This is a genomic window from Gilliamella sp. B3023, assembly GCF_026536845.1.
Taxonomy (GTDB): Bacteria; Pseudomonadota; Gammaproteobacteria; order Enterobacterales; family Orbaceae; genus Gilliamella; species Gilliamella apicola_E.
Genome location: NZ_JAFNNH010000002.1, coordinates 60,006 through 77,424, shown reverse-complemented (window position 1 = coordinate 77,424; position 17,419 = coordinate 60,006). Strand labels below are relative to the sequence as shown.

The following is a 17,419-nucleotide window of genomic DNA, read 5'->3' as shown; positions in this document are numbered from 1 at the left end:
TTTATTGCTGGCTGAACCATTGGTCTAATTTCTGTTTCAAAGGCTCTAAGCCGATACGTTTTGGCGATGAAAACGGTGCAACAGTAATATCACCTTGAAAAGGTAAGATAGCTTCTTTAACCATGTTAACCTGTTTTTTTAATGCGCCTGAAGCGAGTTTATCGGCTTTAGTTAACAGTAGCATAACAGGAATATCAACTGATACAGCCCACTCAATCATTTGTTGGTCGAGATCTTTAAGCGGATGCCGAACATCCATTAATACAATTAAGCCTTTTAAGCTTTCTCGTTTTTGCAGATATTCGCCTAATGATTTTTGCCATTTGCGTTTAATCGCTTCCGGAACTTGTGCATAACCATAGCCCGGTAAATCGACTAAACGACAATTTTCTTCCACTTCAAATAGGTTAATAAGTTGCGTTCGTCCCGGTGTTTTACTGGTTCTTGCTAAAGATTTTTGATTGGTTAATGTGTTAAGTGCACTTGATTTACCGGCATTAGATCTGCCGGCAAAGGCAACTTCAACGCCACTATCAATTGGTAAATGTGAAATATCGGGTGCACTTAAAATAAAATGCGTTTTAGCATAGTTTAATGGTCGAATGTCGGTCATAAAAAATGTCCTTTAAGTGCATTAACGGCACTTAATCTCTTAAAATGCCGTTACTGTATAGAAAAACTTAGGAATTGACAACTTTTTCGACTGCTTTGCTAAGTCGGTTCATTCCTTCGTTTATTTCGTCTTCAGATATAATTAGTGAAGGGGTAAAACGAAGCACATTTGGTCCTGCATTAAGGATCATTACTTTAAATTCGGAGGCAACATTCAAGAAGTCACGTGCTTTATTATGAAACACTGGTTGTAATTCAGCACCTAAAAGTAGTCCTTTACCACGGTATTCTCGAAATACTTTGAATTTATCATTTATATTTTCAAGTTGTTCAATAAAGATTGCTCGGCGTTTTTGAACGCCTTGAAGTACATCAGGTGTGTTGATAATATCAAATGCCTCACAACCAACAGCACAAGCAAGAGGGTTACCACCATAAGTCGTGCCGTGAACACCTGGGTGCATTACCGATGCTATGTCATCGGTTGTTAACATTGCACTGATAGGGAATCCTCCGCCAAGTGCTTTTGCAGAAGTTAAAATATCTGGAACCACATCATATTGCTGATAAGTGTATAAAGTACCAGTTCTCCCCATTCCACATTGAACTTCATCAAAGATCAACAAAGCGTTATATTGATCGCAAAGTGCTCTCAAACCTTTCAAAAATTCTGGCGTTGCTGCATTTAATCCACCTTCTCCTTGTACCGGTTCTAACACCACTGCACACGTATGATCATCCATTACTGCCTTAACGGCATTTAAATCATTAAAAGGGACATGAATAATATCAGCAGGTTTAGGACCAAAACCATCGGAATATTTAGCTTGTCCCCCTACTGATACTGTAAAAAAGGTGCGACCGTGAAATGATTGATAAAACGAGATAATTTTAGTTTTATAAGGACTATATTTTTGCGCCGCATAATATCTTGCTAATTTGAAGGCGGCTTCATTTGCTTCGGCACCTGAGTTAGCAAAGAAAACGCGCTGAGCAAAGGTATTATTAATAATTTTTTTGGCAAGGCGTAAAGCCGGTTCATTGGTAAAAACATTACTTACATGCCATAATTGTTCACTTTGTTGATGTAAGGCATTAATTAGCCTAGGATGGCAATGACCAAGCGCGTTAACCGCAATCCCTCCTGCAAAATCGATATACTCTTCACCATGTTGATCCCATACTCTACTACCTTTCCCTTTAATAGGTATAAATTTAGCTGGTGAGTAAACGGGTAGGATTACTTTGTCAAACAGTTCTCGTGTTATTTCTGGCTGCATTATACGATCCTTATCTTATCTAACAGTCTTTTTCTATTTTATGTTATTTATAAAGATAGTAAAGTAAATATTTATTCATAAATATTGAATTTATATTCATTTAAAAAAGTTGGATATTTTGTATATTTTATTCTTTTCTGCAATTATTTTCGGGTATAATTAGCGATTAATTAATAATCGTTAATAAAATAGGAATAAATATGAGTCGTATTATTTATTGCCATTATTTAAAAAAAGAATCCGAAGGTCTAGATTTTCAGCTTTACCCAGGAGAGCTAGGCAAGCGTATTTATAATGAAATTTCTAAAATAGCATGGCAAGAATGGCTTAAGAAGCAAACAATGTTAATTAATGAAAATAAGCTTAATATGATGAATTTAGAACATCGTAAAAAAATTGAAACCGAAATGATAAAGTTTTTGTTTGAAGGTGAAGACGTGGTTATTGATGGATATAAACCTGAAAATTGAGAGATTACAATGAAAAACAATTTTAAAATTCTTACATTACTCATTTCAGTAAGTTTATTAACAGCCTGTCCTGGCTCAAATAACAAAAAAACTGATGAAGACTATTATATAAAAGATACTAATGCATTTAATATTTTAATAAGTCAGTACGCTAATAATATAGAACAAATCTGGGGACCTAAAGAGGTTCTTATTGCTGGTCCTAAAGATTATGTTCAATATGAAGATAATCTACAAACTCGAGTTCATATCAATTTTGTTTCTGGGATAATTACCATTGAAACTTTATCTGATACACCAATCAATAATTTGAAGGACGCAATTGTATCAACATTACTTATGCCTGAACCTGTTGATATTATCAGGCGAGATAAAATAAGTCAGGATTTATCACAAGAACCTTTTTTATATAATCAGGTTCTTGATCAAGAAAGACAACCAATTCGTTGGAGTGGTAGGGCAAATAGCTTTGCCGATTATTTGCTTGCCAATAATTTAAAAGTACGTTCTTCTGGAGCTCATAAAATCACTTATGTTGAAATCAAACTTGTTCCAAACCATATTAATCAACGTGCAAGAAAATTCTTACCTTTAGTGACTGAAGCGTCAAATCGTTACTTTATTGATGAACGATTGATTTTAGCTATTATGGAAGTTGAATCAGCATTTAACCCATTTGCGGTAAGTCGTACAGATGCATTAGGATTAATGCAAGTACAGCAACACACTGCTGGTCGAGACATCTTCAAGTTGCGGGGTAAACCTGGTGAACCGAGCCGTCAGTTTTTACTTGACCCTCGTAATAATGTTGATATGGGAACTGCTTATTTATCTTTACTAAAAACTAAGTATTTAGCAGGTATAAATAATCCAATATCACTACGATATGCAATGATCACCTCTTATAATGGTGGAGCAGGAAGTGTATTACGTACTTTTTCTGATGACCGAAATGAGGCGATCAATATAATTAACTCGATGACACCTCAACAAGTTTATCGGAAATTAGTGACTTCACATGTTTCTCAAGAATCACGAAATTACCTTATCAAAGTTAGTAGAATTCTAGATAATAAATAAAAGTATCTATTTTTTATAGGACTATCACATTATTTTTAATAATGTAATATTGTGATGGTCCTTTTAAAAAACATTATATTTCTTATGCAAAATTTAATATTTTAACCTTTCCCTTTCATTTCTTTAAAAAAGCTTACTTCAAGAGTTGTGTATGACGTTTAATAATTTGTTTTATATCATTTTTTTGGCTTACAACTCTTATCAAATATGAAGTTGCTGGCTATCAAGGTCAAATCTAGAATATATCAAAATTTTTATAATAAATTTCTAATATTTATATGTTTGTAAATGAACATATAAAAAATTTTCATTTCTTTAATTTTGAAATTTCTTCAGCTCTATTTTTATAACAACAAGATGTATTTAAGTGAAAGGAAATAATAGTTCATGGTCAAATTTAATCGTTTCCGTAACATTTCTTATCTAAGTATAAGTGCTGCATTTTTACTTGGTTCAAATAGTGTTTATGCAAGTACGGAGACCGTACCAAAATTAAATATTATTCGTGATGAATTTAATTCAGCGGAAAAACTAAATTTAAGTATCTATAATCCGAAGCTTAAATTAACATCCCAAGGTTTATTCAATACCCCAATGGGGCTTTATGTTTATACCAACTATCCGAGCAAAATAGCAGAATATCAAATCACTATTTATCGTCAATCTGATGTCGATAACCAACACCCAATAAAAACATTGAGGTTTAATGAAATTAGCCCATATGAAGCGCTATTGTGGCAAGGTGATACCGACAATGGTGAACCATTGTCAATTGATAGTGATTATAAAGCGATTTTAACCACGACTAGTCATGACGGCTTAAAAGATAACGTTCATGCCGTTAACTTTAGTACATTAGGCCATGGTATAAAACAAGAGAGTGAATTTATTTCATATAGCAAATCCAATGTTTCTTCCTCATCAGCCGCTAACTTGACCTTTGGTAAATTAAAATCAGATAGTACTATTCCTGGTTTTGGAGAAAGTCGGATCGATCATCAAGGCATTGTCAGTGGTGCGCAGGATCGTAAAGTTGTCATTCAAATGGCGGGACTAAAAGATAAAAAAGATGTGATGTTAAATGGTGAACGATTGGTTGTGGATAATAGTGGTCGTGCCATGCGAGAGATGATTTTATCGCCAGGAGAATATCAGTTCGATTTAACTTGGAAAGATGAATTTGGTCAAACTCATTCACAAAACGAAAAATTAGTTGTTCAAAAAGAAAATGATATTTTTTATGTTGGTATTGTTGATGTCACATATGCACAAAATAATGTTAGCGGTGAAGGCCAATCAATAGTAGAAGATGCTGATAGCCATCATTATAGTGGTAAAGGTAGTTGGGATGGTCGAGTTGCATTTTATTTAAAAGCCAATAAAGAAGATTATCGCTTAACAGCTCATTTAGATACCACCGAAACCAAATTAAAAAATGCATTTGGTCATTTAGGTGAAAAAGACCCAACGCGTTTTGTTCGAGAAATCGATCCTCAAGCTTATTATCCAATTTATGGTGATGACTCAACTACTGAAAGTGATGTTGATACCGAAGGTAAGTTCTATGTTAAGTTAGAGAAAGGTAAAAATTACGGGTTATGGGGTAATTATAATACCCAAATTACTGGCAATGAATTTGCAAATTTTAACCGAAGTCTATACGGTGCTAAGCTTTACCATGAAAGTGAGCAGACGACAAAATATGGCGATACTCGTACATTAGCTACCATATTTTTATCAAATGGTGAAACACGAGGTAGTCATAATGAATTAGCCTCAACTGGTGGTAGCTTATACTTTTTGAAACATCAACGTGTAACTCAAGGTAGTTTAAAACTTTCGGTCGAAGTACGCGATCGTAACACTGGACGAGTATTAAGTACCAGTACCTTAACCGAAGGTGTGGATTATGAAGTTAACCAATTCCAAGGTCGTATAATGCTAACTAAACCATTACCAATGACCTCCAGTGGTGGCTCGGGTAGTTCCATTATCGAAGGTGGAAACTTAGTTGGTGGTGATCCAGTTTGGATTATTGCTGAATATGAATATTACTCGGATGGATTTGACCTTGAAGGTCAGAAAGTTTTTGGTGGAAGAGCTTATCACTGGTTAAACGATTATCTACGAATTGGGGGAACTTACCTAAGTGAAGATCAGGCTAGTGGTGATAATTATGAATTGAAAGGTGTGGATTTAATTGTAAGACCAACGCAAGGAACACATACTCAATTAGAATACGCCAAAACCAAAGCGAAAATGAACGATATATTTGTATCGAGCAATGGTGGTCTATCATTTACTGAAACTGTGCTATCAGGTGATACTCGTGGAGCTGCTTGGAAAATAGAACAAAAAATCGATTTTAATGATTTTACTGAAAAAGATGTTCCACTAAGTTTCAAAGGCTATTACTCGATGCAACAAGAAGGTTTCTCATCTTTTGCTAAAGCACGTAGTAGTGATTTAGAAGAGTGGGGCGGTGAATTGCGTTATGATTTTGAACCAGATAAACAAGGTGTATTGGTTGGTCATAGTCAAGAAAAAGATAAAGCAAATTACGTTGAACGAATTACTCGCGCACAATACTACACTGCCTTAGGTGAATTATATAAAACCGCTTTAGAGCTCCAACAACGAAATGATCATAATTATGGTAGTGATTCAACTAAAGAAACATTAGTAGCGGCAAAATTAGAACGTTCATTCTTTGATGGTCGAGATAAAGGTTATATCATCCAACAATTAACCTTAAATAAATCAGGTGATGTTGCCGATGATAACCGCACGACGCTAGGTTATAACTCGCAAGTGACTGAAAGCATCAATATCGGTGCTGAAGTTTTTGGTTCTAACCGAGGCGCAGGGGGTGGTGTACAAGGTAGCTGGGATGTTAATGAACGAACCAGTTTATACACCAAATTATTAAATGATGTCGATTCAACTTCTGGTCGTGGAATAACTACTGTTTTTGGTGGAAAAACCAATGCGACAAGTAAAATGGAGTTATATTCTGAGCGTCAATTTAAAACCAGCAAAATCGATCACACTACTTCAGATATCTATGGTGTCAATTATAAACCAACTGAAGCGCAATATGTCGAAGGGTCTTACTCTATAGGTCGAGTAAATAACCGTAATCGAAATAGTACCAGTTTGACAGGAAATGATGAAACTCGCCGAGATGTATATGCAGTAGGTTATGGCTTTAAAAATGAAAAATTTCAAATGCGTAACCGCCTTGAATATCGTATAGATGAAGCAAGTGAGCGTATCAAACAATGGGTCACGACAAACCGTGCTAAAACTATTGTAAGTGAAAACTTAAGTTGGCTTACTCAGTTTGATTTTGCTAAAACATTAGGTGAACGCGATGATAAGGTTGTGAGTAACTATACTGAATCAATGGTTGGTTTTGCTTATCGGCCACAAGCCATTAATAATCTAAATCTATTTGGAAAACTAACCTATGTATATGGATTAGATCCTGACGATCAGCTAATCGCAAACTCTACCTCATCAGGCAGTAAAAGTTACACATCAAGCTTATATGATCAGAAGAGCTGGGTGTGGTCGTTAGAAGGGGTTTATGAATGGAATGCAAATTGGGAGACGGCGTTTAAAGCGGCGCACCGTCAAGGGCATTTACGTTACAAAGGCGAAAGTAATTGGTACTCATCAGGCGCAGACTTATATGCCTTAAGAGTCAATTACAAACTTGGCGATTGGGAATATCAGGTAGAGGGAAGAACATTACGCACAAGCTTAGCCGATGACCATAAAGATGGTTTAGTTACCAGTGTTTATCGCAATGTTGGTGACAATATCAAGATGGGTGTAGGTTATAACTTTACTGATTATAACGATAACTTAACACACCTGAATTACCGTTCACATGGTTGGTTTGTAAATGTCGTGGGGAGTTTCTAATGAACAGTTGGCAAAAAGTTAAAAATGGTCAACCGCATTTACAAATGCAAGTGAAATCAGATCAAAAAGTCGAAAACGTTAAAAAGAATTTACGCATATCAGGAGAAAAGATAATGCGAACTGAGCATAACACAAAATCTAAAAGAAGATCATTAATAAAAGTTTTTAATTATAAAGCGATAATAAAACACTTTAATTTAGTGTTGTTCTCATTTTTTATTTCGTTTATGGCTCTATCGGTAGCAAATGCGATACCGATTTCAGGTAAAGTCTTTCTGGATTATGATGGTAACTCTAATAATGTCAACTTCCCATTAAAAAACTTACCTGTTGAACTAAAAGATTATACAGGTGCGAAAATTGCTAGCGTAAACACTGATGAAGATGGAGCTTATGAATTTGATGTATCTTCATTAGGTTCTTATAATGTTGAAGTGAAAACAACAAATAATGAAAGTGTTTCCAAGTCAGTTTCAGTCAGTGGTATGACTGGTGAATTAGGTCAAAATCTATTTTTAAAAGGTAATGGTGGAACTGTTCACCTTAAAGTTAAAGATGATAATAATCAGGGGATTAATGATCTTCCAGTTAAATTGCTTAATACATCAACAAAAAATGTAATAGTATTAGATACTAATTCTAATGGTGAGGTTGAGATAAAAAACACATTATTGAATGATGAATATACTGTTTACTTTGATGCTGAAGTTGATATTTTTTTAAAGCGTTTAAAGTATAAATTGTGGGATGTTACTTTACCAAATGGTAATAATACCTATGATGATAAAATTAAATTTGCAATGAAAGGCGCTGAACAAAGTGGCTCTTTTAATCTCAAAAAGCGAAATCCGAATAAGCTAGATGGTATCATTGCGTTTGATATGGATAATGATGGACTTTACACTGTCGGTACCGATCCAGGATTAGAAGGAATAAGAGTTGATATTTATTATGAGAATACTACTATCCCTGTTATGGGTACAAATCCAGTTACTACGGGAGATGATGGTTTTTATGGTTTCAGTGATTTAGCTGTAGCAACTTATGATATTGTAGTTTCAAATGTTCCTGCACCTCCATTTAAATACTTACCAAGCGATCTGAGAAAGAAAGCGAAAATACCTGATGAGATAGGTAATCCAACAGGTCCTGATTTCTTATTTCAGATTGACCCAAATGATACAACACTATCTAGTATATCAGGTAATGTTTTTGTTATCGGACCACAACAATATCTTAGCAGCGGTCCCGATTCAGGCAAATCGGATAATAATATTTATGATACTTCGGTTGGTAGCCGAGGAATGTCAACAAAAGTTGCACTTTATCAACATACTGGTTCAGAATGGAAAAAAATTTCCACTACAAAAACAAATGGTACAACAGGATTCTACCAATTTATAGGTCTTACTAAAGGTAAAGATTACAAAGTTTCATTGACTGAATCTGGTATTGATGAGACTAAATTCTATTTCCTCAATGATACTGATGGAAAATCAACGAGTACTTCTCCAAATTCAAGAAGTAGTCATAAAGGTAAAGTCACATTAAGCAACAATACAAAAGATAATATTGCTGGAAAAGAAATTATTATACCTAATTTAAATAATAAGAAAGGATATCAAAACTTCTGGTATTCACCAGTACAAAAAGCTATAGGTAATTTAATGGTTGTTAACTATTTAGAAACAGCTGGAGGACATTGGAGTTGGAGTACAACTTACAATGGACTAGAGGCAAGTTCAGCCAGTACCTATACTAAGATAGTATTTTACGAAGAAGATGGTGTTACCCAAGCAACTGACTCTCAAAATAATAAACTTGAAGTAACTTATAAAAGACCAGGGTATTATGGTTTAAGAGACCTTCAGAATTATTATATTGACCGTTGTGGATTGTTTAATTATTCGGTTGAAGATTATGATACTAATCTTCTGGAAAAACCTACATCATTACAGAATTTCACGGTGATGCTAACCCCTGGTAGAGTTTGGGACGATAGACTTATTTTTGCACCTAAACAGAAAAATACTATCTCAGGTTATGTTTATTTAAATAATAGTCATCCAGGTGCTTTAGGTAGTTATGTTCCTAATAATGATACAGCTATTAAATATAATCGAGTTGTTTTGGATAGGAAAGTTGACGGTGAATGGGTCGAATTTACTAACTTTTCTACTGATGAAAATGGTAAATATGAATTTACTAATTTACCGAATGGTGATTATCGAATTACGGCTAAACAAACATATGGTTTGGCTAGTAATATAAAAGACGGGGATCTAGTTTTTGAAAATAATGACCAAAATAAAGGGTTTAGTATAGATCCAGGTAATAACAAAAAAACCATATCACAAATTGAATTATCAGTTAATGGCGGTAGAGTATTTAATACTAATACCAATTTTTGGTATAAGTTGAAAGTCAATGATTATGTTATTCGAGGTACAGTATACCTTGATACATGGTTAGCTGACAGTAAGATCCAAACAGGACAACTTTATAACTCTAATGATTTGCCATTGAAATATGCAACAGTTCTACTTTGCCGTGATGGTAATGAAAGCGATTGTACGGAAAATGGTATAAACTTTCTTGATAAGCAAATCACAGATGGTAAAGGTGACTACACATTTAATGGGCAACTTAATAATGTAACTCCTAATACAGATTATATGATTAAGGTAAAATATGATGGAATAAAAACAGTTACAAATGCTAGTGAGAATTTATATCCATTTTACAGAGTTAAATTTACAACACTTGATGCGCCTATTACTAAAAACTTCCTTATGCAAGGTAAAGGTACTATTTCTGGTGCACCAATTAATGATATAAATGGTGACACTCAATATGCAGGCGAGCAAACAATTGAAGTCGGTAAAGGAAATTTTGCTCTCTATTATTGGGATAACGATCATTATGAATATTGGGCAGATATTGGTGATTATTATCATGCATTCGATTTAAAATCTTTACCGAAAGGTAAATATAAAATTGTGCATAAGACTAGCACTGATGATTATATTGATATAGCCGATCAAGATCCTGCGACTGAACCAGGTACATTGCAGTTTGAAGTTCAAGCTGATGGATCTTTAGCTAATGGAATGCAAGCTGATAAACAGTGGTTTATGCAAGCAAATACAGCTCCAGAAGCGTTAACTGAAGCTGTTTCAGGTAATATCTATCTGGATGTTACTGGTTCAAATGTTAAGAATGATCAGTCAATTTTGTTAACTAAAGAAGAACTCGAAAGGTATAATCCTTCCAAAATAACTGTTGAAGGGGTATTTACTCCTCGTCTTTATAAAAATCATTACAGTGGAAGTTTTGAATCATTATTCAATACACCAGATTTTATAGATAAGGGAGTAAAAGACAACGCTAGATTTGTCTATAACAAGACAAATGCAAGGTTGATAAATAAATTATATATTTCCAACATGATGTTAAAACTAAAAGGGTTGGATAATGCATTCGAAATAGTAGGTAATAGTGGTCAAACGAAAGGCAGCTATTTACCGAATAAAGTACAAAATGGTTTGGAGTATATGCAGGTAGAACTATTGCAAAATGGTACTCCAGATCAATATTGGTTACTAAGATTAAGAGAAACCACTGAAATTGGTGGAAAACTTTATTACGATTATGATAACAATGGTATTTTTGAACCTAATAATGGTGACGTGCCAATGACAGGGGTTCGAGTAGAGTTATATCGTAATGGTTCTAATAATGTTTACTCATATACAATGACAGATGGTAATGGTAATTATAAATTTACAAACCTGTTATATGATGACTATAAAGTTAAAGTCACAGCTGAAGGATTAGATACAAGTCGTTATGAATTGAAAAGTTTATCTGACACAATTTCTAATATTAAAATTACACAAAGCAATCCAACTGTACCAAATGGGGCGTTAGATTTTCTTTATAAAAAAGAAGGTGATTCCTCTATTTATGGTTATGTGTTAATTGATATTAATAATAATGGTGAAGCAGATATTAATTTCGATAAAACAGGTGATGTGCCAGTACAAAATGTTACTATCAATTTATATAAGGGACCTACGGCAACTGGTAGTCCATTTAAGACGATAAAAACTAATCAAATTGGGGTTTATAGTTTTGATTTAGATAAAAATCAACTTAATGATACTTATGTTGTTCAAATTGTGCCTCCTAGTGGGTATGGTGTTATTTCTAATGCTGATAAAAATACCAATACAGTTTTATCGCCAATTAGCTTTAGTTCGGGAAGGCAAAACCAACAAAGTAAATACTTCTTGTTAGCTGGAGGGACAAACCCTAATCCTTCAGCAGGGATTACTAGCCCTACAGCAATAAATAGTGGTATTTCTGGTAAAACATTAATTGATGATCCAGATCCTACAAAATATAAACCATTGAAAAATGTTTTATTGAGTTTGATTGATGAAAACGGTAAAGAGATGGCTCGTCAAAATAGCGATGAGAATGGTGAATATCATTTCTATAATTTACCGAGTGGAAATTATAAAGTTAACGTGAAACATCCACCAGCATATTATGTTGTTGTTCGAAATAGTGTGAGCACTACTCAACCAATTGATACTATTTCAGGTATTGCTATTACTAATTCAGGGGTAACGGATAAAACCTTCTTCTATAGCAAAGCAAGCCATGATGGTATCCAAGGTGATATTTATGTCGATTTTAATGATACTAATACTGATACAAGTCGATTGAATGAGTATGCACATTTAATCAATAGTTCAAACCAAGTAACAGTTAAGCTTTATGATGGTTTAAATGGTACAGGTCAGTTGTTAATGACACAATTGACAACCAATGGGCACTATCATTTTGCAGATCTTTTATATGGAAATGATGTTGATTACTCAGTTAAAATTGAAATGAACACTCTTCCGGGCTATGACTTTAAATTCAGTAAAGCAGGTAATAGAGCGCAAGATATTGTTATTCCTGTAAAAGCATTGAAAGAAGAGGGATCATTAGATAATCACTATGTAGTTTTAGGTAAACTACAACTAGGTGGTGATGTTTGGATAGATAATAATAGTGATAAGATTAAAACTGATCAAAAACTGACTAATAATGTTGAGGTTGAATTATCTTATCAAGAACCAAATACAGATACTTTTAAGACGCTTAACAAGACAAAAACGGCTAACATTGCATTGAATGGTAATGCATCGAAAAATGGGCAATATTTGTTTGATAAATTACCAAAAGATTATAATTATCAAATTAAGGTTAGTACGCCTAATTCGACTGTATTAGTACCAGCGACTGATATACCGAATAATACTAATACATTCAATTTTGAACCTTTAACTGATAATGATTTTAATAGCAGTACAGCTTTCAAATATACTGGACGAGTATCAGGTCAAGTTGTTATTGATGTTGATGATAGCAAAGATAGAACCGGTGTAGACACTAGTTTTGCAGGTGTTAAACTGGTTCTAACGAAAGTATCAAGTTCAAATTTCAGTGGTGGACAAACTCCATTTGAAGCAACAACTGATCCAAATGGTAACTTTGTATTTGATAATATTCCGGTAGGAACATGGGCTATTTCAACAGCATCTTCACAAACAATAACTGATTGGAATAGTTATGTTCTAAATTATACGGCTATTGGAAATAATGTTGTTCCAATACAACAAAGTAATAATTTATCGTTAGAAGTTGAAGTGACAGCTGATCAAAATGTTGTTGATAACATTGATATTGGTTATCGAGGTAATAGTAAGATTACCGGTTATGTCGTTATTGATAGTGATAGTGATGGAGTTTATAGTTCTAACGATATAAGCTTTGGTCAGCTAGCTACTCCTATAACGCCGAAAATAACACTAACTTCGGCAACTAATAAAGCTGGATTTAAAACAAAAGAATTTACTGTTGATGCATCAACTGGTCTTTTTGAAATAACAGGATTGAGCGCTTATAATTATGAAATAAGTAGTAATGTGAGTGATTCTAATTATAAATTAGTCTTTAGTCCTGGAAATCCATCACCTGTATCTGAGACAGCAACTTTTAATGTAAATGGACCAAATGATACAAGTTTTGAAGCAAATCCAAATACAAGAGTGTTTGGGTATCAGTTTGATCGTAAATTATCAGGGAATGTTTATTTAGATATCGGTGGAAATGAGTCTGAAAAAACATTTAATCCAAAACTAGATGGGGCGGTAGTTAAAGTTGAAGGCGAATTGAGTAACAATAAGCATGTAACTCATACTAAAACTGTAGGAAGTAACGGTGAATTTACCTTCAATAATATTACTGAAGGTAAATGGACAGTATCTGTCTCTCATCCGACACGAACTGATTTAACCTATAGTTATTTTGTTGAAAAAGTGGTAACCCCAACTGCTGTCAATAATAATAGTATCACTTATGAAGTAGATTCAAATACTGGCAATGAGATCAAACTTGATTTAGGTATGAAAGGCCAAGCTAAGATTACTGGTAAAGTCGTGTTTGATAATGATGCGGATGAGCAATTGTCATCATTCGATACTGGTGTCGATGGTTTAACCATAAAATTGATAGACCCAAATAGTGATACCGTTATTTATAAGGAAGCGGTATCGAATAGTGATGGTGAATTTACTTTTGATAATTTAGCTAATGGTAGCTACCGAATTAGAGTGACTGACCCATCTAATAAATTAAATGGTTATGTCATTAGCTTTAGTCCTTCTGGTCAAGCATCATCAAATACTGCTTCGGATATTGCGACAATTTCTATTTCAGGCGATGCTGCGCAATCAGATAGGAATGACTTTGGTTATAAATCTAATTTAGGTATAAGTGGACATATCTATCAAGACATTATGGGTAATGGTCAGCATAATACTAACTATCCTCCGCTAGCAGGTGTTGGAATTACCGCAGTTAATCAAAGTAATAATTTAACTATTAATGCAGTTTCTCTTGCAGATGGTAGTTATTCACTAAACAATCTGATTGCTGGTACTTGGATAATTAAAATTTCAAATTCACCGTCAGGTTGGAATTATAGTTATTTTGATGCTGCCGTAGGTAATGCAACTATTAGCGAAGTTAACCCTGGCGAATTGAAAATAATAATCGCGTCAAATGATACGGTAGGAAAAAATATTAATTTCGGTTTGAAAGGTAGTGCAAAAATATCAGGTAAAGTTGTTGTTGACGTGGATGTAAATGATAATGTCGGTTTAAATTATCATGCAGCATCAATTGATAGACCATTAAGCGGTGTAGAGGTTACCCTTAAAGCAAATGGTTTAAACGGTACAACGGCTATTTCAACAACTACAGGAAGTGACGGTAGTTATAAGTTTGAAAACCTTACCGCATATAATGATTATGAATTGACTGTTAATGATAGTAACTTGACTGGAGCTGGCTATCAAATCAGTTTCAGTCCAGCTATGATAAATGGTGGGTCTGCAATTAATCATGATACATTAGCATTAACATCTGCTACTCAAGATCTTGCTCAAATTGACTATGGTTATAAGAGCCAAAAAACCTTGAAAGGAACTATTTATAAAGATGTTTCTGGAAAAGGTGTGCATCAAACATACGATACAACTTTAGCGGGAGTTACCGTTGAGGCAAGAGATGTTAATGATCATAATATAGTATTAACTGCAATTAGTGATCCTAATGGTCAATATGAAATTAATAATATAGCTGAAGGTCAATGGGATGTAACTGTAAACGCAACAGCCGTTGCAGGTTATAGTTACAGTTATGTGATTCAGCCTCAAGGTTCAAATTCAACATCTATAACAAATGGAACAAGAATCAAAATTGAAGCAACATCTTCTAATTTGGTCACGAATGTTGATTTTGGATTGAAGGGACAAGCAAGTATTAGCGGTCAAGTTGTAATTGATGTTGATACTCAAGATGGTAATGCTATTTCATCTCGGGATATCGGTATTGATTCTCTAATTCCAAATTATCAAGTTGAGTTATTTGTAGACGATAATTTAATTGATAAGAAAGCCGCAACTACTACTGGAACAAATATTGATGAGCTTGGTAAATATCAATTTGACAATTTAGCTTCTGGTATTAGTTATAAAGTTAAAGTTAGTATGGGAAGTAATAGTTACATTAGTAGCTTCATGCTTACTGATAGTAATATTGCCGCAACAATCAATAAAACAGATAACTTGATGGAAGAAACCTATCAGTTTGCTAGTGCAACAGATCAAGCTAAAAACGTTACATTTGCTTGGAGTGGTATTAGTGGCATTAAAGGTAAAGTGTTCTTGGATAATAATGATGATGGAGAATATAATCCTTCAATAGATACAGCTATTAATGCTCCAATAACAATTACCTTTAAAAATGTGAATAATCCGTCAATTAACTTCACACGTAATTTAGCTGCTGGTGATATAGATTATGATGTTGCTAATCTTATTCCGGGCAAATGGAGTATTGAAATTGCTGGCGTACCATCAACACTAAAAGCTAGCTTTGACCCTGATGATGCCCATCATAATGCAAATGGTGAATTAAAATTACCGCAAACTGCGAATATTGCCGTCATAAATATTACAGGTAAGTTATCTGATCAAAACTTTGGTTATATCAATGGTGGTATTATCGAAGGTAAAGTTCTAGATGATAATCAAGGTGCTGGTTTAACTGGAGTATCTGGTTATAAAGGTTTATCTGGAGTTAAAGTTTACTTATTAGATGGTAATAAAAACCATATAATGGATAGAAATGGTCGTCCAATTGTTTCGACCAGCAATGACAATGGTAAATTTAATTTCCGTAATCTAATCAGTGATACTACTCGTAGTACAAGCGCACGTTACTTTATCCGTGTTCTTTATGGCGATTATAATGATGGAACTGTTAGTGTAGGTCGAGGTAATCCTTTATATGATCTAATACCATCATTTGATAAGTATAGAGATGCTAGTGGTAATTTAGTAGAGCATGATTTAATTAATCTCTCTAACCCACCGGCTACAATAAACTTTAATGGTGTAGGTGGTGAACATACTGTACCAGTTATGGTAAATGATGGAACAAGTAATTTAGCATATGGAATTTTATTAGGTTATCGTAGTTCAGATGCTGATATAACTATTGCTAAAATTGCATTAAAAGATAAGGTAACGGTTGGTGATATTGTTCCTTACTCTATTAAAATAACGAATAATAGTTCACGCGTTTCAACTATTAAGATCAAAGACGTTTTACCAGCAGGCTTTAAATTTGTTAAAGGCTCCACTCGCCTTAATGGTAAAAAAGTTGAAGATCCTACTGGAGGAAGAACAGTAAATTCACAACTTATTCAATTAAAACCAAAAGGTGAATTAACCTTTACCTATATGCTTGTTGTTGGTGCTGGTGTCACTCAAGGTGAATACACTAATACAGCTGTAGCAGTTAATTCAATAAATGGAAAAGTTGTATCTAATACTTCTCAGGCAACAGTAACTGTTACTGCTGATCCATTATTTGATGATGCACTAATCTTCGGAAAAGTGTATGTTGATAAAAATGGTAATGGTGTTCAGGACGAAGGTGAAGAAGGCTTAGGTGGTGTAAAACTAGTTACTGTACGTGGTGAAATTATTACAACTGATGCTAGTGGTCGTTATCACATAGTCGGTGTATCTGGTGGACGTTGGGAACGAGGTGCGAATTTTGTTCTTAAATTAGATACAAGATCACTACCGAAAGGCTATGAAGTAATTGGGCGTAATCCTAAAGTAGTGAGAGTATCACCAGGCTTACCAAGTAAAGTTGACTTCACAGTTTCAGAGGAAAAGAGTCAATAACAAATGAATTTGGATCGTAAGATCCAAATTTTAAACCACCTTAATTTCCGTCCTTTTCTGATTTATTAGGAAAAGGGCGGAATTTTTTATTTCTAACTGATAATTACATTGATTTATAATTGTTTATCTCTAAATATTAACTATTTAAGTGCAGAAAAAAAACATTGAAAAGTAACTAAAAAAAACAATTGGTTAAAAAAAATGTTTTTTTTTAACTAAAAAATTG

The 17,419-nt window shown here is 33.9% G+C and carries 6 protein-coding genes; 4 read left to right on the top strand and 2 right to left on the bottom strand.

The genetic code is table 11. The annotated features are described in order from the left end of the window. Position 1 precedes the first annotated feature (1 nt). Complete coding sequence (gene yihA, locus J3U16_RS01740; protein WP_065562307.1) at positions 2-613, bottom strand: ribosome biogenesis GTP-binding protein YihA/YsxC; 612 nt, start codon at positions 611-613, stop codon at positions 2-4. A 67-nt stretch (positions 614-680) separates the two neighbouring features. Next, positions 681-1,892 (bottom strand): aspartate aminotransferase family protein, encoded by a 1,212-nt coding sequence (locus tag J3U16_RS01735; RefSeq protein WP_267330059.1) that lies wholly within the window; start codon positions 1,890-1,892, stop codon positions 681-683. Positions 1,893-2,092: 200 nt separating this feature from the next. Here J3U16_RS01735 and J3U16_RS01730 point away from each other — a divergent pair, with 200 nt between their 5' ends. The 4 genes from J3U16_RS01730 (at position 2,093) to J3U16_RS01715 (ending at position 17,193) form a co-directional block, all read left to right on the top strand. Continuing rightward, positions 2,093-2,362 (top strand): oxidative damage protection protein, encoded by a 270-nt coding sequence (locus J3U16_RS01730; RefSeq protein WP_065562305.1) that lies wholly within the window; start codon positions 2,093-2,095, stop codon positions 2,360-2,362. 9 nt (positions 2,363-2,371) lie between these two features. After that, on the top strand, positions 2,372-3,442 hold the full coding sequence (gene mltC, locus J3U16_RS01725) for a membrane-bound lytic murein transglycosylase MltC (protein ID WP_065562304.1): 1,071 nt from the start codon (positions 2,372-2,374) through the stop codon (positions 3,440-3,442). Between the two features lie 387 nt (positions 3,443-3,829). After that, positions 3,830-7,372 carry a hypothetical protein gene (locus J3U16_RS01720; protein WP_267330060.1) on the top strand — a complete coding sequence of 1,181 codons (3,543 nt, stop codon included), beginning with the start codon at positions 3,830-3,832 and terminating at the stop codon, positions 7,370-7,372. Beyond that, positions 7,372-17,193, top strand: a complete 9,822-nt coding sequence (locus J3U16_RS01715; protein WP_267330061.1) for an SdrD B-like domain-containing protein — start codon at positions 7,372-7,374, stop codon at positions 17,191-17,193. Before J3U16_RS01720 ends, J3U16_RS01715 begins: the two co-directional genes overlap by 1 nt. Positions 17,194-17,419 lie beyond the last annotated feature (226 nt).